The organism is Neoroseomonas soli (assembly GCF_018129065.1).
GTDB lineage: Bacteria > Pseudomonadota > Alphaproteobacteria > Acetobacterales > Acetobacteraceae > Neoroseomonas > Neoroseomonas soli.
Genome location: NZ_JAAEDM010000005.1, coordinates 33,493 through 57,364, shown reverse-complemented (window position 1 = coordinate 57,364; position 23,872 = coordinate 33,493). Strand labels below are relative to the sequence as shown.

Below are 23,872 nucleotides of genomic sequence, written 5' to 3'. Positions count from 1 at the left end.
ATGTCCTACCTGGTCACCGGCGGATGCGGCTTCATCGGCTCGCATCTGGTCGACGCGCTGGTCGCCCGCGGGGATCGCGTCCGCGTCGTTGACGACCTTTCGACCGGTCACCGCGAGAACCTCGCGCCGGGCGTGGAGTTGCTGGAAGGCGACGTCGGTGATCGCGCCCTGCTGCGCGAGGCCATGGAAGGCGTGGCCGGGTGCTTCCACCTGGCCGCGATCGCCTCGGTGGAGCGCGGCGTGCGCGAATGGTGCGAGACGCACAGGGTCAACCTGTCCGCGACCATTGCCGTGTTCGACGAGGCTGCCCGCATCGGGGGCCTGCCCGTGGTCTATGCTTCCTCCGCGGCGGTCTATGGCAGCAATGCCGACCTGCCACTCGTGGAGAGTGCCGTCACGCGGCCTCTGTCCGCCTATGGCGCGGACAAGCTGGGGTGCGAGTTGCACGCGCGGGTCGCCGGCGTGGTGCATGGGATCCCCACCCTCGGCCTGCGCTTCTTCAACGTCTACGGGCCGCGGCAGGATCCGAAATCGCCCTACTCGGGCGTCATCTCGGTTTTCTGCGACCGGATGCTGCGGGGATTGCCCCTCGACATCTACGGGGACGGGCGCCAGACCCGCGACTTCGTCTTCGTAACCGATGTCCAGATGGCGCTGCTGGCCGCCATGGACGCCGCCAGTACCGACGCGCACGTCCTCAATGTCTGCACGGGGCAGGCGACCAACGTCCTGCACCTGGCGGAAACGCTGGGGGAGATCTTCGGGGTCTCGCCGGCCACCCGGCACCTCCTGCCGCGCGCCGGCGAAATTCGCCATTCGCTCGGCTCCCCGATCGGGGCGCGCCGGACATTGGACCTTCCATCGCCTCGAAGCCTCGGCGATGGCCTCAGGGAAGTGGTGAACTGGCTCAGGTCTGGCAGCCCGCCAAGACCGCCGCCGAACGTCAACCCCGCGGACGCCGTTCCGGCGTCATCCGATCACGGATGAGACGAGGAGTGCCAGGATGCCCCAGAGCCCAAGGGACGCGAGGAGGATCAGGAGAGCGGCACGGGGCCAGGGCCAGGGCTTCGTCTCCGCGGCATGGGAGACCATGCCCGTGACCATCACAACCGGTCGACCTTCGGTCTTTTCCATCAATGACACGCGGCGCACCTTTCGAGACGGGCGTCACTCATCCGATTCGGGAAAAGGCTCTCCCTACTTCCCTTCGCTAGCAGTCCCCGAGCGTCAACTGCAAGTCGATTCGACAAGCATAGGTTGTTTCGGTTTCGTTTTTTGCCACTTTTATCCGGGCACGCCCCATCTCAAGACGGGATTCTAGCGATGTGCGGAATTGCAGGCCTTTTCCGGCCTTCCCAGCCGACCCTGTTCGATCCCGGATGGATCCGGGCGATGACCGATGCCCTTCGCCATCGTGGACCGGACGGCGAAGGCTTCCATGCCGAACCACGCCTGGCGCTCGGCCATCGGCGGCTCGCCATCGTGGATCTGGCCGGCGGCGCGCAGCCGATGGCGACCGAGGACGGTTCGGTCGTCGTGGTGTTCAACGGCGAGATCTACAACCACGGCGCGCTTCGGCGCGAGTTGGAGGCGCTCGGGCATCGTTTCCGGACGCGGTCGGACACCGAGGCGCTGCTGCATGGCTGGCGGGAATGGGGCGATGGCCTGCCGGCGCGGTTGAACGGCATGTTCGCCTTCGCGCTCTGGGACCGCGGCCGGGCGACCCTCCTGCTGGCGCGCGACCCGCTCGGTGAGAAGCCCCTCCACTACGCATGGTTGCCGGACGGCACCTTCGCCTTCGCCTCCGAGATCGGCGGGCTGCTCGCCCTGCCCGGCCTGCCGCGGCGGCTCGACCCGGTGGCCGTCGATGATTACCTGGCGCTCGGCTACGTGCCGGACCCGGCCACCATCTATGCCGACATACGCCGCCTGCCGCCGGCGCATGTCCTGCGCCTGTCCATCGAGGACGCCGGCCAGGCGCGGACGGCACCGCGGCGCTACTGGGCGCCGCCGACCGTCTCCCTGCCAGGCTGCGCGCGACCGGCCGAGGAACTTCGCGACCGGCTGGATGCTGCGGTGCGTGCCAGGCTGATGTCGGACGTGCCGCTCGGCACCTTTCTCTCGGGCGGCATCGATTCAGGCGTCGTCACGGCGCTCGCGGCCCAGGCGCAGGATGCGCCGCTCGCGACCTTCACCATCGGCTTTCCCGGCGGCGCGGATGAACGGCCGGATGCCGCGCTGGTGGCGCAACGCTATCGGACGCACCACACCGCCCAGGACGGGAAGGCCGACTACATCGAAGCCGCCCGCGACGTGGCGCGCATCTTCGGCGAGCCATTCGGCGACCATTCGGCCGTACCCACGCTGGCCGTTTGCTCCCTGGCGCGGCGGCACGTCACCGTCGCGTTGTCCGGCGACGGAGGGGATGAGGTTTTCGCGGGCTACAGGCGCTATCGCTGGCATCTCCTCGCCGAGGCTGCGCGCCGCATGCTTCCGGCCACAGTGCGGCGCCACGCGATCGGCGCCCTGGCGCGCGCCTATCCGAAGCTGGACCGCGCGCCGCCCTGGCTCCGCGCCAAGACGACACTGACGGAGATCAGCCTCGACAGCGCGATCGGATATTTCGGGACGGTTTGCCGCATCGCCCAGGAGCGCCGGCGCGGGCTTCTGGCACGGTCCACGCGTGTCGCGGTGGAAGGGCACGATCCGTCGGACCGCTTCGCCTCGCTGATGGCGGAATGCGATCCGGCCGACCCGCTGCTGCAGGCCCAGTACGTGGATCTTCACACCTATCTGCCTGGCGACATCCTCGCCAAGGTGGACCGGACCAGCATGGCCGTGTCGTTGGAGGTGCGGCCCCCTCTGCTCGATCCGGACCTGGTGGCGTGGGGGATCGCCCTTCCGCCACGCGCCAAGCTGCGGGGCACGACGGGCAAGCGGGTGCTGCGCGAGGCCGCCGCCTCGCTGCTGCCGCCTGCGCTGCTCACGCGCGGCAAGCGGGGCTTCGCGGATGACATCTCGGGGCAGTTCCGCCGGGACGCGCTGACGATCCGGCACAGGCTGCTGGGACCGGCGATGCTGGAGTCCGGCTTGTTCGAGCGCGATGCCCTGCGCCGGGTGATCGACGAGCATGCCTCGGGCGCCATGAACCACACGCAGGCGATCTGGCAGTTGCTGGTGATGGAGGGCTGGCTCGCCGGCGCCGGCGCCGGGCATGAGCCCAGCCGGCCACGCGTGGAGGAGGGCGTCATGTAGCCGGGCCGGCCCGACACTCCCCGTCGCCGACAACACCTTCCGTCCGACACCGACCTGAAGCATCAGCACCGAGGCGCGCTTCGATGGGCTGGGATCGCATCCGCAATCACGCCGCCAGGTTCGCGTACAACAGCGCGGCCTCCGCCGTCGCCCGCACGGCACCGATCACGCCGGCCGACGACGGTGTCGTCCTGCTGTCGATGATCGGCACCGCGGTGATCCGGCCCTACCTGGTGGCCGTGAAGTCGCTATGGCACCAGCTCCGTCGCGGGCGCGTGGTGATCCTCGACGACGGCACGCTGACCAGGGCAGACAAGGAGGTGCTGGCGCGTCACCTGGGCGACCCCCGGATCAGCCCCATCGCCGAGATCGACACCGGTCCATGCCCGAGAGGCGGATGCTGGGAACGCCTGCTGGCGATCCTCGACCTGCGCGCCGACGACTACGTCATCCAGCTCGATTCCGACACGGTCACCATCGGCCCGGTGCCCGAGGTGGCCGAGGCGATCGCCGCCAACCGCAGCTTCACGCTGGCCGGCGGGATCGCCGAGGCGGACGCGGGCGCCCTGCCGCTGAGCACGATTGCCCCGACCTTCTACCCGCACGGGCTCGGACATCTTCGGCCCAACCGCAACGGCCACCGGCACATCCAGGCGACGATCGAAGCTCTGATGGCCGAACTGCCCCTGCCCACCGATCGCGCCTATGTCCGCGGCTGCGCGGCCTTCGCCGGATTTGCCCGCATGGGCACGGGACGGCGCGAGGCGGAAGTCCTGTGCACGGCGGCGGAGGCCCGGCTCGGGTCGGAACGCTGGTCCGAATGGGGCAGCGAGCAGGTGACGTCCAACTACGTGATCGCCAACGACCCGGCCCCTGTCGTGCTGCCCTACACGCGCTACGCGAACTACTGGGGCGAGCCCTGGGGAAGCGACATGCGGTTCCTGCACTTCGTGGGGACGCACCGCTACCGGCACGGCGCCTATCGGGCCGCCACCTTGCAGGCCATCGCGCAGCTCTGAGCGGAACGCCCGCGCCCGGCCTTCCTACGACGTCTCGTGCGTGCGGCCGGCCAGCGGCCACTTCGCGTCACTTGCCGGACCGGTGAAGGCTGGGCCGGCCTGTGCCCCGGCACCGGCGATCGAGGACGGAGGCGGCGGGCCGGGCAATCGCCGCCCCTGCCACAGGAAGCGCCAGGCACCGCCCAGGAAGGGCCGCAGCCTCAGGCGGCCGCCGCCCGGCAGGGCGTCCTCTTCCGTGCGTGCCGGCACGCGGCCGAGCATATGGATGATGCTCCAGGCGAAGTAGCGCGCGGCCAGGCCATCGCCGGCCAGCATGTGCTTCATGAGCAGCGCCCCGCCGGCATAGGCGTATCCCTGGCGAAGGTTCAGCACCTGCTCGACCCCGCGCCGCCCATGGTGGTGGCGCACGACGACATCGGGCCGATAGACCACGCGAAAGCCCGCGCGGGAGGCGCGGTAGGCGAAGTCGATCTCCTCCGCGGCGCGAAGTGGCGCGCCGGCGCCGAAACGCGGGTCCCAGCCGCCGATGCGCTCCGCCACGCGGCGCCGGAAGGCCATGTTGCAGCCGATGACGACATGGTAGGGCATGTCGCGCGGCCCCATCACCGCAGGCTGGTCCGACGTCATGATGGATACCGGCAGATCCGCGGGATCATGCAGGTCGGCGCGACCGCTCAGGAAATCGATCTCCGGCGCCGCGGCCAGATTTCCCAGGATCCGCTCGATCCAATCCTCGGCGACGAGGCAATCGTCGTCGGTATGCGCGATGATCTCGCCGCGCGCCGCGAAGAGCCCGCAGTTCCGCGCGTTGCCGAGGCCTCGCCTGGGCTCATGCAGGTAACGGAGCGGAAGCGGCATCGTGGCCTGCGCGGCCTCGACAACGGCGCGGGTATGGTCCGTCGATCCGTTGTCGACGACCAGGAGTTCGGTGCCGACACCCGGCATCCGCGCACGCGCGATGCTCGCCAGCGCGGCTGCGAGAGCATCCGCCCGATTGGCGGTGCAGATGACGATGCTGAGCGTCGGCGTGGTCATCCGCACTGCTCCCAATGGTCCCCGAGGGGACCGGTCAGATCCGTCAAGGTCCCGCGCGACCTTGCCCGGACCGACTTGCATCGCCGGCTCGCACGAGCCGCCCACGCAGCCGCGCGAAACCCTGCCAATGACGTGGCCGGACCATCAGCCGCGCCGCCACCTTCCACCACAGGGCCGAGGTGACCACGCCAGGTCTCAGTTCACGCGCCAGATGCATGAGCCGCACCGCATCCACGCCTTCGTCCGCCTCGAAGGCACGGGCGGCCGCCCAGAGCACTTCCTCGGACAGGGCCGCGCGGCCGCGCCCGGCGAGTTGCGGCGCCGTGGCGAGTTGCGGCGCGCATTTGCGGCCGAAGGATTCGAAGGCGCGCAGGCGGTGCCGGAAATCGGCGATCATGCGGTCCGCCGCATAGGCGTGCCGCATGTTGGTGGCGTGCATGCGCGTGCAGGCCTGCCAGGCATCGATCACGCCGACATTGCCGACCGCACCGAGCCGGAGCCACATCTCGAGATCGCCGGTATGCGGCAAGGCGGGATCGTAGCCTCCGACGCGCCGTTGCGCGGTCGTGCGCACGATCGCGGTCGCCGTCTCCAGCGGGCAGATGCCCCCGCGGCAGGTCGCATCGAGGAAGTCGCGGCCCGCCACGAGGCGCGCCTCGCCACTGCCGGGATCGCTCGCCAATCCGGCCAGCTCCGCCTCCTCCGTGAAGCGGAGCGACCGGCCATGGACGAAGGCGACGCCCGGATGGACCTCCATGAGCCGGGTGGCGCGCGCGAAGGCCCCCGGTGCGGCAAGGTCGTCGGCGGAGAGGAGCAGCATGTAGGGCGCCGTGACCCAATCGATGCCCTCATTGTAGGTCGCGATATGCCCGCGGTTGACCGGGTGGGGCAGGACCGAGACGCGATCATCCTCCGCGGCGATGCCCCGCGCGATGGCGAGGCTGTCGTCCTTCGATGCATCGTCGATGATGAGGACGCGCACCTCGCATCCTTCCTGCGACAGCACGCTGTCCACGCATTGCCGCAGATAGCGCCCGTAATTGTAGCAAGGGATGAAGACGTCGACGCGGATCACCGGCCAGCCTCCGGGCTGCCCACCGGGGTGTCGCCACCGCGCAACCAGCGGCGGAGGTCGAGCAGCGTGCGCGGCGCGCTCGCCGCCATGAGGTCCACGACCTGCCGGGCCGTGACGCGATAGCGCAGGGAGCGACGGAGGAAGGCGCGCGCGGACCGCATCTGCCGCACGTGCAGGGCGCCGCGCGCATGTTGGCGATAGCTCTCCGCGATGCGTCGGCGCAGTTGCCCGGAAGGAATGCGGAACCGCGCAGCGATGTCCTCGACGCACATGCGCTCGGCTTCGGCGAAGGCGTCGAGCTGATGGGTCAGGCTGGTTGCCGCTGGCGTGTAGACGACCATGGGTTCGGCGCAGATCACGACCCGCCATCCGGCGTGCGCGAGCCGCAGCCACAGGTGGTAGTCCTCGCAGTGCCGGAAGCGCGCCTCCATCCCGCCGGCCGTCTGGTAGGCAGCGCGGCGGACAAGGGCGGACGAGGTCGCCACGCTGTTCCGCTCCCACAGGGCATCGAAGCCCGGCGCGGGGTCGAACGCCTTGGTCTCGCGCCCGAGGACGCCGCCGGCAATGACGCCGACATCGGGTGCTGCGGCCATCTCCAACTGCCGCTCGAGCTTTCCGGGCAGCCAGGCGTCGTCCGCGTCGAGAAAGGCGAGCCATTCGCCCTTGGCCGCTGCCGCGCCGCGATTGCGTGCCGCCGCCGGGCCGGCATTCGCCTGCCGAAGCAGGCGCACCTCGGGAAAGTCGCGCGCAACGACATCGGCGAGGGCGTCGGGAGAGCCGTCATCGACGACGATCACCTCGTCCGGCCGGATGCTCTGGATGAACACGCTGCGGAGGGCAGACGCGATCGTCCCGGCAGCCCGATATGCTGGGATGACGACCGAGATACTCCGCCTCTGCATCAGGGTCGCTCTCCGCCGTTGTGTCGCGCGTCGCTCGCTTCGGGGTCGATGCGACCGAGATCGGCGGCGCAGAAACCTTCTACGAAATATTTTGCGCTCTCGCCACACGACAATGATACTGAAAGATATCATGACGCACGATTCAGAAACGATATCGTCATCGCGTACAGTTATCGCGAACTGACAACTTGGCATTCGAGCAGGAAGCGATGGATCCGATGGGGCACACGAAATGCGATAGCGGGCGGACAGCCCGCAGGATTGTTGCGTCGTGTTGCCTCGCGGCTCACAACTCACGCGCGTGGCGACGGTGACGAACTTCCTCACCGCAGCAATCCGGATGCGCGATCAGGCGTCCTTGTCTTTGGCAACCCACGCGCGCGAGTGGCAAGATCGGCGCATGCGCAGTCGCCCATTGCCGGGGAGCCTGTCGTGACCGGATTGCGGCGCTCCCTCCTCTTCTCCGTCCTGGACCGCTACGGCGTCTACGCCTTCGGGCTGGTCGGCACGGTCATCGCCGCGCGCCTGCTGACACCGGCGGACTTCGGCGTGTTCGCCGTCGGCGCCTCCATCGTCATGCTGATCGACGTCATGCGCGACTTCGGGGCGGGAACCTACCTCGTGCAGGTGGAGGAAGCGCGCCGCGACGTCGTGCGGGCGGCCTATACGGTATCGCTGCTGATCTCGCTCGCCTGCGCGGCGGCGCTGGCTGCCGCCGCAGGGCCCATCGCGCGCTTCTACGGCGAGCCAGGCCTAGCGCATGTGCTGCTGGTGCTGGCCGGGACCTTCCTGACCAACCCGCTCTCGACCGCGGCGACGGCGATGCTGCGGCGGGACATGGCCTTCGACGTGCTCGCGGCGATCTCGCTGGCAGGCGCAGCGGTGCACCTGGTCGTGCTCGTCAGCCTGGCCACGCTCGGGCATGGCTACATGGCCATGGCATGGGCGGCGCTGGCGAGCGGGCTGACGCGCGGCGCCGCGGCCAATCTCGCACGGCCGATGCCCTGGGCTTTCGTGCCGGGCCTCGCCGGCTGGCGGGCGGTGCTCGCATTCGGCGGCTGGTCGACGGCAACCGCTGTCGTCAACGTCATCCACGACGCCCTGCCGCAGCTCATGATCGGCCGCATCCTCGGCGCAGCGCCGGTCGGGCTGTTCGGCCGCGCCCAGATGGTCTGCCAGTTGCCGGACAAGCTGGTCGTGAGCGCCGTCCATCCGGTGGTGCTGCCCGCCCTGGCCGAGCACGCCCGCGGCGGCGGATCACTCAAGGAGGCGTTCCTGCTGGGGATCCGGCACATGACCGCCGTGCAATGGCCGGCCCTGCTCTGCCTCGCGCTGCTGGCCGACCCGGTGGTCCACCTGCTGCTCGGGCCGCAATGGAGTACCGTGCCGCACCTGGTCCGCATCATGGCGGTCGGCATGCTGTGGCTCTTCCCCGCCTTCCTGACCTATCCGACGCTGGTGACGCTCGGGCGGATCCGCGACACGCTCACGCTCAGCCTGATCACCATCCCGCCCAGCCTGTTGCTCATCCTCCTCGCCTCCTTCCACAGCATCGAGGCCGTGGCGGCAACGACCTGGGTGACGGCCCCGCTTCAGGTGCTCGTCGCCCTCTCCTTCATCCGCCGGCATCTGACGATCGGCTGGGGAGAGATCGCCCGGGCGGTGTGTCCGGGCGCCGTCATCGCCCTCTGCACCGCCGCGGGGCCGTCTCTGGTCGTCGCGCTCGGCGGCTTCCATCTCGACATCTCCATGCCGGCCATGGCCATTGCCATCGCCCTTGCAGCCTGCGGCTGGCTGGTGGGCCTGCATGTCAGCGGCCATCCCCTGCTGGCGGAGCTGCTCGGGCTGAGGAGGAGGCTCACGCGATGGGCCTGACCCCCACCGCGCTGCCCTGTTCGCGCCGCGCCGGCTGTCGCGAGGCGCTCTAGATCCCATGCGCATCCTCTACAGCCATCGGATCCAGTCGCGGGACGGCCAGGGCGTGCACCTCGACGCCCTGGTCGCGGCGCTGCGCGAGGCCGGGCACGAGGTGCGCGTGGTCGGCCCGGCGGCCTATGACCGCGCGGCGCTCGGCGGCGAGAGCCGGCTGCTGGCACGCCTCCGCCGGTGGCTGCCGGCCTGGGCCGGTGAAGTCGCCGAGATCGCCTACGCCCTGCCCGCCTGCCTGCGCCTGCGCCGCGCCGCGCGCGAATTCGCGCCGGACGTCATCTATGAGCGCGCCAACCTGTTCCACTTCGCGGGCGCCTGCACGGGGCGGCGCCTTGGCATCCCGCTGATCCTCGAGGTCAACTCGCCGCTGGCCGAGGAGCGCGGGCGCTTCGGCGGCCTCCGGCTGCGCCGCCTCGCCGCGGCGGCGGAAACCCATGTGTGGCGCAGCGCGGACGTCGTGCTGCCCGTCACCGCCGTCCTCGCCGGACGCATTGCCGCGGCCGGCGTGCCGGCGGAACGCATCGTCGTGATCCCGAACGGCATCGACCTCGCAGACTTCGCCGCCCTGCCGGCACGCGGAGAGGATGACACGCTGGTACTTGGCTTCGTCGGCTTCGTGCGCGCCTGGCACGGGCTGGACGGCGTGCTGCGCGGGCTTGCCGCGTGGCAGGGCTCGCAACGGCTCTCCCTGCTGGTGGTCGGCGACGGGCCTGCGCGCCCCGACCTCGAGCGCCTGGCGGCGGAACTCGGCATCGCCGACCGCGTGAGCTTCACCGGCCTCGCCGCGCGGGAGGAGGTGCCCGCCCTGGTCGCGCGCTTCGACATCGCATTGCAGCCGGCTTCGGTTCCCTATGCCTCGCCACTGAAGGTCTTCGAATACATGGCGGCAGGTCGCCCGATCCTCGCGCCCGACCAGCCGAACATCCGCGAGGTGCTGGAGGACGGGCGCACGGCGCTGCTCTTCGATCCCGGACGGGAAGGTGCGCTTTGGGAAGGCGTGCAGCGCCTGGCCGCGGACGCCGGGCTGCGGGCACGACTTGGCGAGGCCGCCCGGCAGGAAGTTCTGCGCCGCGACCTCACCTGGGCCGGCAACGCGCGGCGCGTCGTCGCCCTGGCGGAAGCCGCCCGCGCCCGCCTGCCCGCCACCGCGGAACAGACTGCATGAGGCGCATCTGCCTGATCGGCGCGGGCGGCATCGCCCGTGTCCATGCGGAGGCGTTGTCAGGCATGCGCGACGTCTCCGTCGTCGCGGTGGTCGATCCGCGCCCCGGCGCCGCGGAGGAACTCGCCGGCCGGACGCCCGGCGCCGCTGCCTTCGCCTCGGCCGAGGCCGCGCTGGCAGCACGCGGCTTCGATGCCGCGCACGTGCTGACGCCGCCCGAGACGCATGCCGGCCTCGCACTGCCCCTGCTGGAGGCCGGCAAGGACGTCCTCGTCGAGAAACCGATGGCCACCTCTGCGGCCGACTGCGCCAGGCTCGCGGAGGCCGCCCGCACCACCGGCGCGCGGCTCGGCGTGAACCAGAACTTCCTCTTCCACCCCGCCTTCGCGGCATTGCGGCGCAGCCTCGCGGCGGGGCGCCACGGCCCGCCACGCTTCGTCGATTGCGTGTACAGCGTGCCGCTGCGCCAGCTCTCCGCCGGCCAGTTCGGGCATTGGATGTTCGAGGCGCCGGTGAACATCCTCCTCGAACAGGCGGTCCACCCGCTGTCGCAGATCCAGGCCCTGGCCGGACCGTTCAGGCAAGTCACCGCAATCCCCGGCCCGTCGCGCGACCTGTGGCAGGGCCGCAGGTTTCATCCGGCCTTCACCGTCGCCCTCGGCGGCGAGCGGCTGGACGCCCAGCTCCGCTTCGCGGTCGGCGAGACCTATCCCGTCTGGCAGGTCAGCGTGATCTGCGACGACGGCGTCGCGGTCGCCGACATCCTCGCCAATCGCTTCTACGCCCACGGTCGCACGCGCTGGGCCGATGCGATCGACGGGGTCGCGTCGGCGGCTCTCGGTGGCGGCGGCATGTTCGCGGCGAGCCTCGCCAATGCGGGGCGCTACGGGCTCTCCCTGCTGGGCCTCGCCGGGCGCAGCGATGCCTTCTTCCGCAGCATGCGCGACAGCATCGCCGCCTTCCATGCCGGCCCAGGCACCACCTTCGAGGCCGATGCAACCTTCGGGACGCAGTTGGTCGGGACCTGCGAGCGGATCGCCGCGAGCCTTCCATGCGAGGAGCCTCCCTCCCTGCCCGCCCCCGCGACCCTGGAAGGGCGGCCCGACGTCGCGGTGCTCGGCGGCACGGGCTTCATCGGGCGGGCAACCGTGGCCCGGCTGCTGCAGGAAGGGCTCCGCGTCACGGTCATGGCGCGATCGGTCCGCGGATTGCCGCCGGTGTTCTCCGGCCCGCGGCTCCGGCTCGCCCGCGGCGACATCGCCAATGCGGCGGAGGTGGCCCATGCCATCGAAGGCGCCGGCCAGGTGGTCAACCTCGCGCATGGCGGCGGCGGCGCGGACTACGCCGCGATCCGCGCGGCCATGGTCGGGGGGGCGGAAGCCGTCGCCCGCGCCTGCCTCGGGCAAGGCGCGCGGCGCCTGATCCATGTCGGGTCCATCGCGGCGCTCTACCTCGGGCCGGATGCGGGCGTCGTCACCGGCGCGACGCCGCCCGACAGGGAGGCCGCCCGGCGAAGCGACTACGCCCGGGCCAAGGCGGAATGCGACGTCATGCTGCTCGGCCTGCATGGCGCGGAAGGCCTGCCCGTCTGCATCCTGCGGCCCGGGCTGGTGGTCGGCGCGGGCACCTCCCCGTTCCACGGCGGCCTCGGCTTCTTCAACAATGAACAGCACTGCATCGGCTGGAACCGCGGCCTCAACCCGCTGCCCTTCGTCCTGGTCGAGGACATTGCGGAGGCCATCCTGTCCTCACTGCGCGCGCCAGGGATCGAGGGGCGCTGCTACAACCTTGTCGGAGGGGTGCGGCCGAGCGCGCGCGACTACATCGCGCAGCTCGGCTCGGCGCTCGGGCGTCCACTGCGCTTTCATCCGAAATTCCCCGGCATGCTGCTGGCGGAGGAAACCGCCAAGTGGCTGGTCAAGCGCCTCGGCGGGCGGCGCGTGCCGGTGCCCTCGCGGCGGGACATCCTCTCCCGCGGTCTCCGCGCGACCTTCGACTGCAGCGATGCCGAGCGCGACCTCGGCTGGACGCCGGTGGCCGACGCGGCGGTCTTCGCCGCGCGCGCGATCGACGTGCACGTTCCGTGACCCGAGCCAGCCCGCCCCTGCTGCTGCACGTCTTCTCGACCTTCGCCATCGGCGGGCCGCAGGTCCGCTTCGCCACCGTCGCCAATCGGCTCGGCCCCGCCTTCCGCCATGCGGTGGTGGCGATGGACGGCCGGCTGGAAGCCAGGGCGCTGCTCGACCCTCGCCTCGACATCGCCTTCCCCGAGGTGTCGATCGTGAAGGGCGACAGCTGGCGCAACCTGCGCAGCTTCCGTGCCCTGCTCCGCGGAATGCGGCCCGACCTGCTGGTGACCAGCAACTGGGGCACGATCGAATGGGCCATCGCGCGCAGGGGCCTGGGCCTGCGCCACCTTCATGCCGAGGACGGCTTCGGACCGGAGGAGAGCGCGCAACAGATCCCGCGGCGCGTCCTGGCGCGCAGGCTCCTGCTGCGTTCGGCCACGGTGGTGTTGCCGTCGCATGTGCTCTGGCGGATCGCGCGCGAGGCCTGGCGCCTGCCGGAGGCGCGACTGCGCCTGGTGCCCAATGGCGTGGACCTGGCGCGTTTCCCGGCCCGGACGGCCAGTGCGCCGTGTGGCGACCCGCCGGTGATCGGCACCGTTGCGGCGCTGCGCCCGGAAAAGAACATCGGCCGCCTGGTCCGCGCCTTCGCGCTTCTTCCGGCGTCGCTTCCGGCACGGCTCGTCATCGTCGGCGACGGGCCGGAACGGCGGGAAGTCGAGGCACTGGCTGCGACGCGAGGCCTGACCGACCGGATCCTCTTTACCGGACATGCCGCCGATCCCGCATCGCACTATCGCGGCTTCGACCTCTTCGCGCTCTCCTCGGATACCGAGCAGATGCCCCTATCGCTGCTCGAAGCGATGGCGACCGGCCTGCCCGTCGCCGCGACCGATATCGGCGACGTGCGCGCGATGCTCAGCGAAGCCAACCGCCCGCAGATCGTCCCGCGCAGCGACGAGGATCTCGCCGCCGCCCTGGCGACGCTGGTGGCAGACGCAGATCTGCGCCGGCGCCTCGGCGCGGCCAACCGTTGCCGCGCCGAAGAGCACTATTCGCTGGACCGCATGGTCGAGGCCTGGCGCCGCCTCTTTGCCGGCCTCGACTGAACGGTCCCGCGCTCAGCCCAGGATCGAGATATCCGCCGCGCTGAGTGCCGGCGCGCCCGTCAGCGTGGCGATCACGACGGATGCCTGCCCCCCGGCCCCGTCGGCGTCCCAGCGCAGGACGCCGGCGCTGCCATCGTAGATGAACTGCGCCCCTGACCCGACGGCCGCCGTGCCCGACACGAACTGCGACGGATCGAGCGGGCCGGCCGCCAGATCCTGCGAGAAGCCGCCGCGCATGATCTGGATGAAGTCCTGGCTCGGATCGAAGTCCGTGATCCTGTCCCCGCCCTGAGAAGGCGCGGCATAGCGGAAGAAGTCCGTCCCGGCGCCGCCCGTCAGCGTGTCGGCACCAAGGCCGCCGACGAGAACATCGTTGCCGCCCGCCCCGGCAAGGTGGTTCGCGGCCGCGTTCCCGAACAGTATATTCGCCTGCGCGTTGCCGGTGCCGTCGATGGCGCCATTGCCCGTCAGCAGCAGGCGCTCCACGCCGACGGGCAGCACGAAGGACACGGACGCGCGGACGACGTCGTTGCCCTCATTGGCCGCCTCGACCACGCGATCGCCGGCATTGTCCACGTCATAGATGTCGTTCCCGGCGCCGCCGACCATCGAGTCCGCACCCACCGCGCCATTCAGGACATCCGCGCCGATCCCGCCGAACAGCGTGTCGTTCCCGGCACCGCCGGCGAGCAGGTCATCCCCGGCCAGGCCCGACAGCACATTGGCCCCGGCATTGCCGAAGAGGCTGTTCGCGCTGCCGTTCCCGGTCCCGTTGATTGCGGCGGCGCCGGTCAGGATCAGCGCCTCGACATTGGCCGGCAGGCTGTAGGTGACGGCCGACTGGATGCGGTCGTTGCCGCCGCCTGCCGCCTCGACAACCCGGTCGAGCGCACTGTCGACCACGAAGAGGTCGTCGCCGGCACCGCCGTCCATGGTGTCCGCGCCCGCGCCGCCGACCAGGATGTCGTTCCCGCCGCCCCCGGCAAGGAAGTCGGCTCCGCCGAAGCCCGACAGGCGGTTGTTGCCCGCATTGCCGTCGATCCGGTTCGCCGCGCCATTGCCGCTCCCCGAAATATGCGCGGTGCCGGTCAGCGTCAGGTTCTCGGTGAAGGCCGGCAGGCCATAGGACACCGAAGAAAGGACCCGGTCCACGCCACCCCCGGGCACCTCCACGATGATGCCGGATGGCGTAGCGACGTAGTAGAGGTCGTTCCCCGCAGCGCCCACCATCGTGTCCGCGCCGCCGCCGCCGTTGATCGTGTCGGCGAGGCTGCTTCCCACCAGGTGTTCCGCGGCCGCGGTACCGACCACGAAGAGCGGGCTGATCGGCCCCGCGCCGGACACGTCGAACATGCCTTGGCCGACCTGGCCCGGCTGAAGGTTGTTGATGCGAATGGTCATCGCATCGGAGGCGCGCAGCAGCACGCCGCCATATCCGTCGGCCGTCGCGGAAGCGAGCATCGTCGAGAGGCTGAAGCTTCCCGAGACCTGGATGATGTCGGTGCCGGGGCGGAAGCCCTCGATCTCCAGCCGGCCGGTCAGGCTAGCATCCACGACGATCTGGGCCGCGCCGCCGCGGATCAGGACGTAGTCGTTGCCGGCGCCGGGCACGAAGACGTTGGTGCCGCTGCCCCCGATCAGGTAGTCGTCGCCGCCTCTGCCTTCGAGGCGGTCGCCGCCCCTCGCGCTTGCGTCGACCAGCACGTCGGCGCCGTTGGTGCCGATCAGCTTCGCCGACCCCACGCCATGGTCGTAGCCGAAGACATTCGCGCCAGTGAAGGTGAAGGTCGCGTTGAGAGAGGACGGCGTGACGACGCGCATCTCCGTGACGCCGATCTGCGAGCCATCGGCCATCCGCGGCGCGAGCTGGTACTGAAGGTCCGAACGCAGGTCGGGATTGTTGTCCCACAGCAGCCAGCCATAGGCGCGCATCGCGTCCGCGGCGACCCGGTGGTCGGTCGGATCGTCACCGCCCGAGAAGACCGAGATGATGGCCGCGTTGCTCATGGCCGCCAGCTCCGCGAAGAAGCCGTGCAGCCCATTGGTCGTGCTGTAGTTTCCGGCCGCGCGCGTCGCGTCCGCGACCTCCGACCATGTGCCGTGCCAGTTGCGCTGCGAATCCATCGCATTGAGGATGTAGTTGTAGCCGTTGTGCGGATCGATGTCCGGCGAGAGGAAGCGGCCGCTCAGGAAGTTGGCCTGCCACTTGAGCACCTCGCGGGCGTACTCGTTACCCTGCAGCGCCGCGATCGCCGAGGTGGACGCGAAATAGTCCTGCGCCGCGGGCGCAATGTCCGGCGTCCCGAAGTAGCCGGGGATGATCCCGTGGACCTCGCCCTGCTGCGCCGTCAGATTGGGGATCTGCCCGAGGAGGCTCTTCCAGTTGTTGTCGGCGATCCGGCTGAAATATTCCTTTTCGTAGGAGCCGTCCGGGTTCGCGTAGGCCGCCTCGGTGACGACGCGCAGCGACCAGGCTTGCGCCCGGACGTTCTGGTCCCAGTTGACCACGATGCCGTCGCCAAGCTGGCGCGGGTAGTCCCAGGTCGATGCCAGCACCCAGGAGGCCTGCGCGTTCAGCATGTCCAGGTGGTACTGGTCGCCCGTCAGCAGATAGGCGACGAAGGACATGTCGGGCGCGTGCTCGCGGTCCGTCGTCCAGCCGCCCGCGTCGCCGGCCAGCTGCGTCGGCTTCACGATGCCGCGGTTGTCGATCCACATCGACGGATAGTCGTCGAGCGACAGGTAGTGGCCATTCGCGGCGTCGTAGTAATGCCACGGGATGCTCCCGGCCGCCTGCGCCTGCATCAGGGCGTACTTCGCCGCCGCCGGATCCTGCGTGATCAGCCAGTTGGCATTGACGGTGGTGGTGGGCCCGATATCCGCCCTGCCGCCCGTCATCGGCATGAACTGGGTGACGCCGTTCACGCCGAGGACATTCGTCCAGCCGCTCGGCACGCCGCCGACCGCATCGGTCTGCGCCGTCAGGTCATAGGGGAGGATCGCCCCGATGCGCTCGAGGTAGTCGATGTCGTGGCGCACGTGCAAAGTGGGCGTGGCGCTCGCCCCGTCATAGATGTCCTGCGTCCAGGTCTGATACTGGTACTGCGTCAGGGCGCCGCGGCTGAACTTCGTCTGGCCGCCCTCGACGATGCTGATGCTGTTGTATTGGATATCGCCGCCGATATCCTGCATCGCGATATCGTTGCGGAACCACACCTTCGTCGCGGTGCTGCCATCGGCATAGGTGACGACGTTGAACGACAGATGCAGGGCGCGCGTGACGTCGACGTCGAAGTTCACCTCCGTGGCAAGCGGCCCCTGGCGCACCACGTCGACCGTGTTGTTGGCGATCGCGCCGGCGAGCGCCTTGGCCGCATCGATCCGGAACACGCCGTTGGAAGCGATGTCGAGATTCACGACGAGGTCATAGCCACCGGCGAGCGCGGCATTCGTCGCGACCGGCGTGGTGGCCGGCAACTGCGCCGCCAGCAGTGTTCCCGCGAGCGACCCTCCGGCCGCGATGCTCGGTTCCGCCAAGGTCAGCAGCGCCGACTGTACCGAGCCGTCCGCGTAGCGCGTCTGCACGTCCATCTGCACGGCGACCGTGACGCCGCCGACAACCGCTGTCAGTTCCGTATCGGTGGGCAAGGCGCCCATGGCGAATTGCTGGTTGAACTGGACGTATTGCCTGGCTGACGCCGTGCCCGCGGTGTTCTGCAGGCTGAAAGTGACGATCGGGGTTCCGCTGGTGCCGCTCAGTCCCGCCTCCATGCCGCCGGCCAGAACTCGGCCGGTCATCTCTCCAGGGGAATCCGATGAAGGGTTGCCCGGTCACGACGGCCCGGAAGCCGGCGGACCCTGCCCGGCACCCCCTCGCCGTCCCCGCGGCAAGTCCGGGTGCCCGCAAGGGCGGTATCGATCATTGGTTGCGTTACCCCCAGATCAACACAACCAATAAATGTGCACCGAATATCCGATGCGAAGGACCGGGTCGCTAGCATCCCCACCCTTCTCTCGAAAGTTGCAATTTGGTCAATGCATGCGGTTTGGGGGGAGTTCGTGGCGCCTCGTCATTCCGGGCACTGACAGTTCTCGCGCCAAGGCCAGGAGATATGGTAGTTTTTCTAAGTAACGGCTTCGGCATCTGCCATGATTGACAACTTCGTGATCCTGATCACTTGCGGGGCCGTCGTCCTCGTTGCCTTCCGCGCCGCGCTCCTCGACCGCCGCGGTCAGCGCGCGCAGAAGGCGGAATCGATCTGGGCTTTCCCCGCAAGGGGTTGGCGCAGAACGCGCTGACCAGCGGCTGCGGCGTCGCGCATGCAAGGCCTCTTCATCCTGCTGGTCTGGAGCCTGCTCCTCCTGATCGGGTGCGCGGCGCCGTTCGTCCTGGCCCTGGCCTATCTCTGGGTGGACCTGTTCCAGCCACAATACGTGTCGCCGGAGATCGGGCGCCTGCTGCCGATCTCCATGATCACGGCGGTGCTGGCCATCGGCGGCTATCTGCTGGCGGACCGGCGCGACCCGCCACGCCTGGGCCTGCTGACCGCATTGCTGTTGGTCTGGGCCGCCTGGATCACGCTGACGACGACCTGGGCCCTGTTCCCCGATGCAGCCTGGGAGAAGTGGGACTGGGCCTTCAAGACGGTGGCCTTCTCGACGCTGCTGCCTTTCGCGTTCCGCACACGCATCCAGATCGAGGCAGCGGTCCTCGTCATCGTCTGCACGATCTTCGCGAATGTCCTGCCTTACGCCATCAAGGGCCTCATCTCGGGAGGCGGCTACTTCCGCGCCCTCGGGCTGGTGGGCGTCAATTCCGGCTGGGGCGGCGAGGGCAGCACCCTCGCGACCTACGCATTCGCGTCCCTGCCGCTGATCGCCCATTTGCGGCGATGGTCGATCCTGGCGCCGGCCAGGGGCCTCCTCCGCTACGCCTATATCGCGGCGCCGGCCATCGCGGTGTTGGGCGCCTTCGCCACCTTCGCACGCTCCGCCGTGGTCGCCTGCCTCGTATGGGCGGCGCTGACCTGGTGGCATTCCCGCAGGAAGTTTGCGGTGGCCATCCTGCTCTTCGCCGCCGGCGCGGTGGTCGTACCGCTCATGGGCGAGAGCTGGCTCGCCCGCATCTCCACGTCCCTCGACGCGCAGCAGGAAGCCTCGGCGCTGACCAGGCTCGTCGTCTGGGGCTGGACCATCGACTTCGCCAATCAGCATCCGCAGGGCGGAGGCTTCGATGCCTACCTGGCGAACCATGCCATGGTGGCGATGCCCGACGGGCAGGTGATGGAGGTCCAGGGGCGTGCCTTCCACAGCATCTTCTTCGAGGTGCTCGGCGAGCATGGCTGGGTCGGCGCGGCGATATTCGGCGCCATCCTCCTGACCTTCTTCGCGAACATGCGCACGCTGCGACAGCGGGCGCGGGACAACGAATCCCTGCAATGGCTCGACAGCCTGGCGCTGGCGCTGATGCAGTCGATGGTGATCTACCTTGCGGGCGCTGCCTTTGTCGGCATCGCGTTCCAACCGCTGCACTACTACCTGTTCGCGCTGGCCGTCTGCGCGACAGCCTTCCTCGCCAGGGCGCGCGTTCCTGCTGCACGGCATGAAGCGCCGGAAGCGCCGATGCCCTCGTGGCGGCTGCGGGCACGGCGTTCCGTTTCGGGCGCCTGAGCGAAGCCCGCGCCGGCAGGGTCATCACGGCCGCCGGCGACGCAATCCTGCTCCGACGAATATCATGAGCAGTACGGCCAGCGTGGCCACGGAGACCGCCTCGCCGAGGATGCGCGCCTTGTCGGGCCCGGGAGTGACCTCGATATGCAGGGCACCGGCGCCGACGGGGATCACGAGCATGCCGGTGACGTCGCGAAGCGCCTCCACGCCGCTGCCGTTGACGGACACGATGAGGCGCGGGTGCCAAGCGTGGCTGAGGCGCAGGAAGCCCGCCCCCGCGGCCTCCGCGTCGATGCGGACGCGTGCGCCGCTCACGTCGTAGCGCCGGACCACGACACCGCCGGCCGAAGCCGCCGCATCGCCCACGCGCCGCGGCTCCTGGAGTCCTGGCACGAGGATGCGAAACGCAGTTCCGCTCTCCCGGTCCAGCGCCATGCCGGACAGCAGCGCGGGCACGAAACGTCGGTAGGCCGGCATCCTGGCGCTGTGGGTGTCGTCCCCGTAGCCGACGCGCGCGTCCATCGGCGCCATCGGCGCGGGAGCAAGTTCCCGCGCAAAGACGACCGAGAAGGCGCAGCGTGGCACCAGCACCCGGCCGAGCGGGCCCTCCGCCTCGGTATCCCGGACCAACGTCGGCAGGCCCATCGACGACGGCTCCGTCGCGATGATCCGCCCGACCCGCAGCAGGCAGAGCAGATCCTGTGTCTCCGCCCGGAGGGCGCCGTGGGCACGCAGGTCCTCCTCGACCAGAAGCCCCGCCAGATCGCCGTGGATCCAAGCGGGCGTGGCCATCTCCACATGGCCGCCGCCTACGGATTCCGCCGCATACCAGGTGAGCATCCCCGTCCCGGGCTCATAGGCGAAGCGGCCTTCCTCGACGCGACCTTCGAGGTAGCGCGAGGGAGGACGCGAGGCCGCCAGATAGGCGCCGGCACGTTCGAGGAACCCTTTGTCCGTCCTGCCGATGGGCTGGATGGCCGTGGAGCCCAGATCCAGCAGCAGCAGCGCCGCGAGCGTCAGCGTGAGACCGTGCCGCCGGCCGAAGCGCGACAGCAGGTGATCGAGGCCCGCCCCCGCAAGCACCGCCATGAACAGCAGCGTGAAGCCGATGTCGCGGACATGCATGCCGCGCAGGAAGAGCGAAAGGACCAGCAGCCCGGCAAGAATGCGCAGAAGTGTCCGCTGCGGCCCCGGCGGCTCGCGGCCGAGTGCCGCGCGCAGCACGGTCAGCACGGCAAGGCCAACCGCGACGATGCCGAGATACGCGGCCGCCCCCGGCATGTTCGTTCGCCAGCCCCGCCAGACCAGCAGATGGTCGAAATAGGCGAGGCCCGGCCATTCGAGGTAGACCAGTTCGGCCAGGGGAACCGACTTGACCTCGCTCTGTGCCAGCCAGGCAGGCACCAGCACGAAGGCGGCGACCCCGCCCGCGGCGATGGCGGCCGCGGCAAGCGCCGGCAGGCGCCGCCAGGACGCCTGGCCGGCCAGCATCAGCGCAATCGCGAAAAGGCCCATGTCGATGCCGGCGATGACACCGAAAGGCGTGTAGTTCGCGAGCAGCACGCCGCACGCGACGGCCAGGGCCACGAGCGGAGCGGCCGTCACCCGCGGCGCGGCAAGAACGCGATGGAGCAGCAGGAAGCAGAGCGGCAGCACCGCCAGCGACAGCGCCAACGGGATATTGCCCCGGTACAGCAGCGCATGCAGGTGCGCGAAGGACCCCGCATAGACGATGCCGGCAATGACGGCGGCGCGGCGCCCGAACCCGAACTGACGGCACATGCCATAGGCCGCCAGGCCCGAGAGCGCATGCGCGATGAAAAGGAAGATCCGCAGCGCCGCCATCGGGCCCGACCCGAGCGCCAGCCAGACCAGCGGCCAGAAGGTCGTCGGGCTGTAGAAGGCTTCGAGCGGCTGGCCGAAGCGCTTGAAATTGGTCCAATAGGGGTCGTCACCCGTCTCGATCGCCGCCACGCGGGTCGTCACCATGGAGACATGCGCCACGGTGTCCCCGCTGAGCAGCAGCCCGTGGCCCAGGTAGCTGTGCCCGAACCACAGGACGAGCGCCGCGAAGGCGAGCAGCAGCGGCCATCCGCCTTCCGTGAGCAGCGCGCTGAAGGCCTGCCGCCGCCGTTCCATGACGGGCAGTGCGACCGTCACCGCTGCCGCGAGGCACAGCAAGGCCAGCCGCGGCGCCGTCAGCGCCCCGGCCGCCGCGACGGCAGCGTCGCGCCAGGCCAGCGCCCGCCCGCCCGACACCCAGGCGACGAGCACCGCGTCCTTCACCGGGTCCAGCACGAACCAGGTGACGCAGGCCAGGACGATCAGCCAGAGGCTCAGCGTCACCGCGCCCAGCGCAGCCGCAGGCCGTGAGGGTCGGAGGCCGTCCTGCGACTGCTCCGCGCCTCGCGGTGCCGGCGCGTGCATCGTCAGCGACGCACCGCGCGACGACCACCGCGACGCACGCCGCGCCCGCGGCCCATGGCCATGCTCGTCGCGCCGACCGGTAGCGCGCCGGCCTGCGCCTCGTCCCCGCGCAGGATCGACCGCAGCAGCGCCTTCAGGGCGCGCCGGGCGTCGCGAAATGCCTCGCGCACCGCGTCGTATGCTGCCCGCGCCAGGCCCCGCGCCCGGTTGATCCAGGCGCCATCGCGCGTTTCCGCGAGGCTGGCGCGCCCGACCTCATTGCCCGCCAGACGCGCCTCGCGGCCTGACCAGTTCACCAGCAGGGTGCCCTCGCCCGCGAGGCGGTTGCCGCGGAGGATGAGATCTCCCGCGCCGTCTCCACCCACGGCAAGGACGGCGGCGCGGCGTCCTCGCGGGCCTTCGCCCGGCGCGATCGTCGTTCCCTCCATGAGCAGGCCGCCCTCCACGCGCACTGTCGGCCCGCGGCCGGCTGGGACCGCCTCGATCAGGCTGTTCGCGATCTCGGTCGAACGCGCGGCCGAGGTGATGACCGATTCACCGCGGCCGGCAGTGAACTGCGTGCGGGTGACCACCAGTCGTTCGAGCGGACCGACGCGCACCGCGCCCGTGGGCGATTCGGCGCTGGCGGTTCCGTTGGCGCGGAAGACGCTGTCCTCGATCCGCAGCGTTCCTCCGGCGATGCCGGGCGCGACGACGCCATCCTGGTTGTCCTCGATCACGACGTCCCGCAGCGTCAGGTCGCGCCCTTCCAGGCGGATGCCCGCCGCGTTGCCGTCCAGGCTGCGCGCGCGCGTCAAGACCAGGCCGCGGATCATGATCCCGTTCCCGGTGACCACGAACACGGCCTTGCCCTGGCATATGCGGTCCGTGATCCGCGTCGCCTCGCCACTGCCCACGATCTCGATCCCGTCGACGGCCCAGACTACGCAATCGTAATAGGTCCCGGGAAGGATACGCACGCGGTCGCCCGGCCGGACGGCCGCGGCGGCCGCACTCGGCAGCGGGTAGGCCGCGCCCTCCCCGACGACGAGTTCCGCAGCAGGGGCAGGCGGGACATGGGTCGCGGCGCCGGCGACGACGAGGCAGGCCAGCCTTCGCAGCGCAGTTCGGTTGCGGCAGCGGCGCCGCGTGCCGTAGCGTTCCGTCGTCGCTGCCCTTGGGATCCCCGCCAATGCGAACCGTCCTCCTGGCCGCTGGCCTGCTGGTACTGGTCTGCACGCAGCCTTCCGGGGCCCGCGTGCTCGAGGTTGGGCCCGGCCGCCCCTACGCGCAACCATCCGATGCGGCAGCCGCCGCGGCCGACGGCGACACGATCCGCATTGCGGCGGGCACCTACAGGGACTGCGCCGTGTGGCGGAACAGCCGCCTGGTCATCGAAGGAGAGGACGCGGCGCGCACCATCGTGACCGAACGCACCTGCCAGGGAAAAGGAATCTTCGTCATCACCGGCAACGACGTCGTGGTGCGGAACCTTACCTTCTCGGGTGCGCGCGTTCCCGACGCCAACGGCGCCGGCATCCGCGCCGAGGGTGTCGGGCTCACGGTCGAAGGTTCCCGCTTCATCGGCAACGAGAACGGCATCCTGTCCGGCGGACAGCCGCGCGGGAGCCTGATCGTCCGCGACAGCCAGTTCATCGGCAACGGCAGTTGCGAACGGGCCTGCGCACACGGGATCTACGTCGGTGGCGTCGCGCTCTTCCGCGTCGAAAGGTCGCGCTTCGTCGGCACGCGCGAGGGGCACCACATCAAGTCGCGGGCGCTGCGGACAGAGGTCCTCGACAACGAGATCGACGACGGCCCGGACGGCACCGCGAGCTACCTGATCGACGTGCCGAACGGCGGCGCGGTCCTGATCCGTGGCAATCGGATGCGCAAGGGGCCGCGTTCGGAGAACCGCTCCACCGCCATCGCGATCGGCGCGGAAGGCGTCAACCGGCCGACGCCCGAGATCCTCATCGAGGACAACAGCTTCGTCCTCGATGGCCGCTACCGCACCGCGTTCGTCACGAACCACACCGCGACGCCCGCGATCCTGGTGCGCAACCGGATCACGGGCTCGGTGCAGCCGCTGCGCGGCGACGGCCGAGTGACGGCGCTGCCTCCGATGTCGCGTTTCGCCGTTGCCGAGTAGCGCGCGATCTGGTCCACCCCCTGATCGGGATCCACTCCAGCAACGGTCAGCCTTCTCCGTCCCAATTCATGACGACTCGCACGTAGCGCGGA

General features: G+C 70.1%; 15 protein-coding genes. 9 read left to right on the top strand and 6 right to left on the bottom strand.

Annotated features, from left to right (window positions below):
* The 3 genes from GXW76_RS03155 (at window position 1) to GXW76_RS03145 (ending at window position 4,274) form a co-directional block, all read left to right on the top strand.
* Window positions 1-987, top strand: a complete 987-nt coding sequence (locus GXW76_RS03155) for an NAD-dependent epimerase/dehydratase family protein (RefSeq protein ID WP_246513876.1) — start codon at window positions 1-3, stop codon at window positions 985-987.
* A 336-nt stretch (window positions 988-1,323) separates the two neighbouring features.
* Window positions 1,324-3,255 carry an asparagine synthase (glutamine-hydrolyzing) gene (gene asnB / locus GXW76_RS03150; RefSeq protein WP_211860535.1) on the top strand — a complete coding sequence of 644 codons (1,932 nt, stop codon included), beginning with the start codon at window positions 1,324-1,326 and terminating at the stop codon, window positions 3,253-3,255.
* A gap of 83 nt (window positions 3,256-3,338) precedes the next feature.
* Window positions 3,339-4,274 (top strand): hypothetical protein, encoded by a 936-nt coding sequence (locus GXW76_RS03145; protein ID WP_211860534.1) that lies wholly within the window; start codon window positions 3,339-3,341, stop codon window positions 4,272-4,274.
* Window positions 4,275-4,298: 24 nt separating this feature from the next.
* Here GXW76_RS03145 and GXW76_RS03140 read toward each other — a convergent pair whose 3' ends face one another.
* From GXW76_RS03140 to GXW76_RS03130, 3 genes are read right to left on the bottom strand one after another with little or no spacing between them, the layout of a single operon-like run.
* Window positions 4,299-5,309, bottom strand: a complete 1,011-nt coding sequence (locus tag GXW76_RS03140) for a glycosyltransferase (RefSeq protein WP_211860533.1) — start codon at window positions 5,307-5,309, stop codon at window positions 4,299-4,301.
* A gap of 43 nt (window positions 5,310-5,352) precedes the next feature.
* Entirely contained in the window at window positions 5,353-6,384 is a 1,032-nt protein-coding gene (locus GXW76_RS03135; protein WP_211860532.1) for a glycosyltransferase family 2 protein, read from the bottom strand.
* Complete coding sequence (locus GXW76_RS03130) at window positions 6,381-7,286, bottom strand: glycosyltransferase family 2 protein (RefSeq protein ID WP_211860531.1); 906 nt, start codon at window positions 7,284-7,286, stop codon at window positions 6,381-6,383. The genes GXW76_RS03135 and GXW76_RS03130 overlap by 4 nt, the downstream gene beginning before the upstream one ends.
* A gap of 432 nt (window positions 7,287-7,718) precedes the next feature.
* Between GXW76_RS03130 and GXW76_RS03125 the strand changes: the two genes are divergently transcribed.
* Genes GXW76_RS03125 through GXW76_RS03110 form a run of 4 tightly spaced genes read left to right on the top strand, consistent with a single transcriptional unit; the run spans window position 7,719 to window position 13,552 of the window.
* Window positions 7,719-9,161 carry an oligosaccharide flippase family protein gene (locus tag GXW76_RS03125; RefSeq protein ID WP_211860530.1) on the top strand — a complete coding sequence of 481 codons (1,443 nt, stop codon included), beginning with the start codon at window positions 7,719-7,721 and terminating at the stop codon, window positions 9,159-9,161.
* A gap of 58 nt (window positions 9,162-9,219) precedes the next feature.
* Window positions 9,220-10,380, top strand: a complete 1,161-nt coding sequence (locus tag GXW76_RS03120; RefSeq protein ID WP_211860529.1) for a glycosyltransferase family 4 protein — start codon at window positions 9,220-9,222, stop codon at window positions 10,378-10,380.
* Window positions 10,377-12,464, top strand: coding sequence for an NAD-dependent epimerase/dehydratase family protein (locus GXW76_RS03115; RefSeq protein ID WP_211860528.1), 2,088 nt, complete (start codon window positions 10,377-10,379; stop codon window positions 12,462-12,464). The genes GXW76_RS03120 and GXW76_RS03115 overlap by 4 nt, the downstream gene beginning before the upstream one ends.
* Entirely contained in the window at window positions 12,461-13,552 is a 1,092-nt protein-coding gene (locus GXW76_RS03110) for a glycosyltransferase (RefSeq protein ID WP_211860527.1), read from the top strand. Before GXW76_RS03115 ends, GXW76_RS03110 begins: the two co-directional genes overlap by 4 nt.
* A gap of 12 nt (window positions 13,553-13,564) precedes the next feature.
* On the opposite strand, the gene GXW76_RS03105 is transcribed toward GXW76_RS03110, so the two are convergent.
* Window positions 13,565-17,350, bottom strand: coding sequence for a calcium-binding protein (locus GXW76_RS03105; RefSeq protein ID WP_211860526.1), 3,786 nt, complete (start codon window positions 17,348-17,350; stop codon window positions 13,565-13,567).
* A gap of 522 nt (window positions 17,351-17,872) precedes the next feature.
* On the opposite strand from GXW76_RS03105, the gene GXW76_RS03100 reads away from it, so the two are divergent.
* Window positions 17,873-19,222 carry a DUF5935 domain-containing protein gene (locus GXW76_RS03100; protein ID WP_211860525.1) on the top strand — a complete coding sequence of 450 codons (1,350 nt, stop codon included), beginning with the start codon at window positions 17,873-17,875 and terminating at the stop codon, window positions 19,220-19,222.
* Window positions 19,223-19,246: 24 nt separating this feature from the next.
* On the opposite strand, the gene GXW76_RS03095 is transcribed toward GXW76_RS03100, so the two are convergent.
* Both GXW76_RS03095 and GXW76_RS03090 read right to left on the bottom strand, forming a co-directional pair.
* Window positions 19,247-21,568 carry a hypothetical protein gene (locus GXW76_RS03095; protein ID WP_211860524.1) on the bottom strand — a complete coding sequence of 774 codons (2,322 nt, stop codon included), beginning with the start codon at window positions 21,566-21,568 and terminating at the stop codon, window positions 19,247-19,249.
* An 83-nt stretch (window positions 21,569-21,651) separates the two neighbouring features.
* Window positions 21,652-22,821, bottom strand: a complete 1,170-nt coding sequence (locus tag GXW76_RS03090; protein WP_211860523.1) for a right-handed parallel beta-helix repeat-containing protein — start codon at window positions 22,819-22,821, stop codon at window positions 21,652-21,654.
* On the opposite strand from GXW76_RS03090, the gene GXW76_RS03085 reads away from it, so the two are divergent.
* Entirely contained in the window at window positions 22,821-23,780 is a 960-nt protein-coding gene (locus tag GXW76_RS03085; RefSeq protein ID WP_211860522.1) for a right-handed parallel beta-helix repeat-containing protein, read from the top strand. The two genes, GXW76_RS03090 and GXW76_RS03085, sit on opposite strands and share 1 nt — an antisense overlap.
* Window positions 23,781-23,872 lie beyond the last annotated feature (92 nt).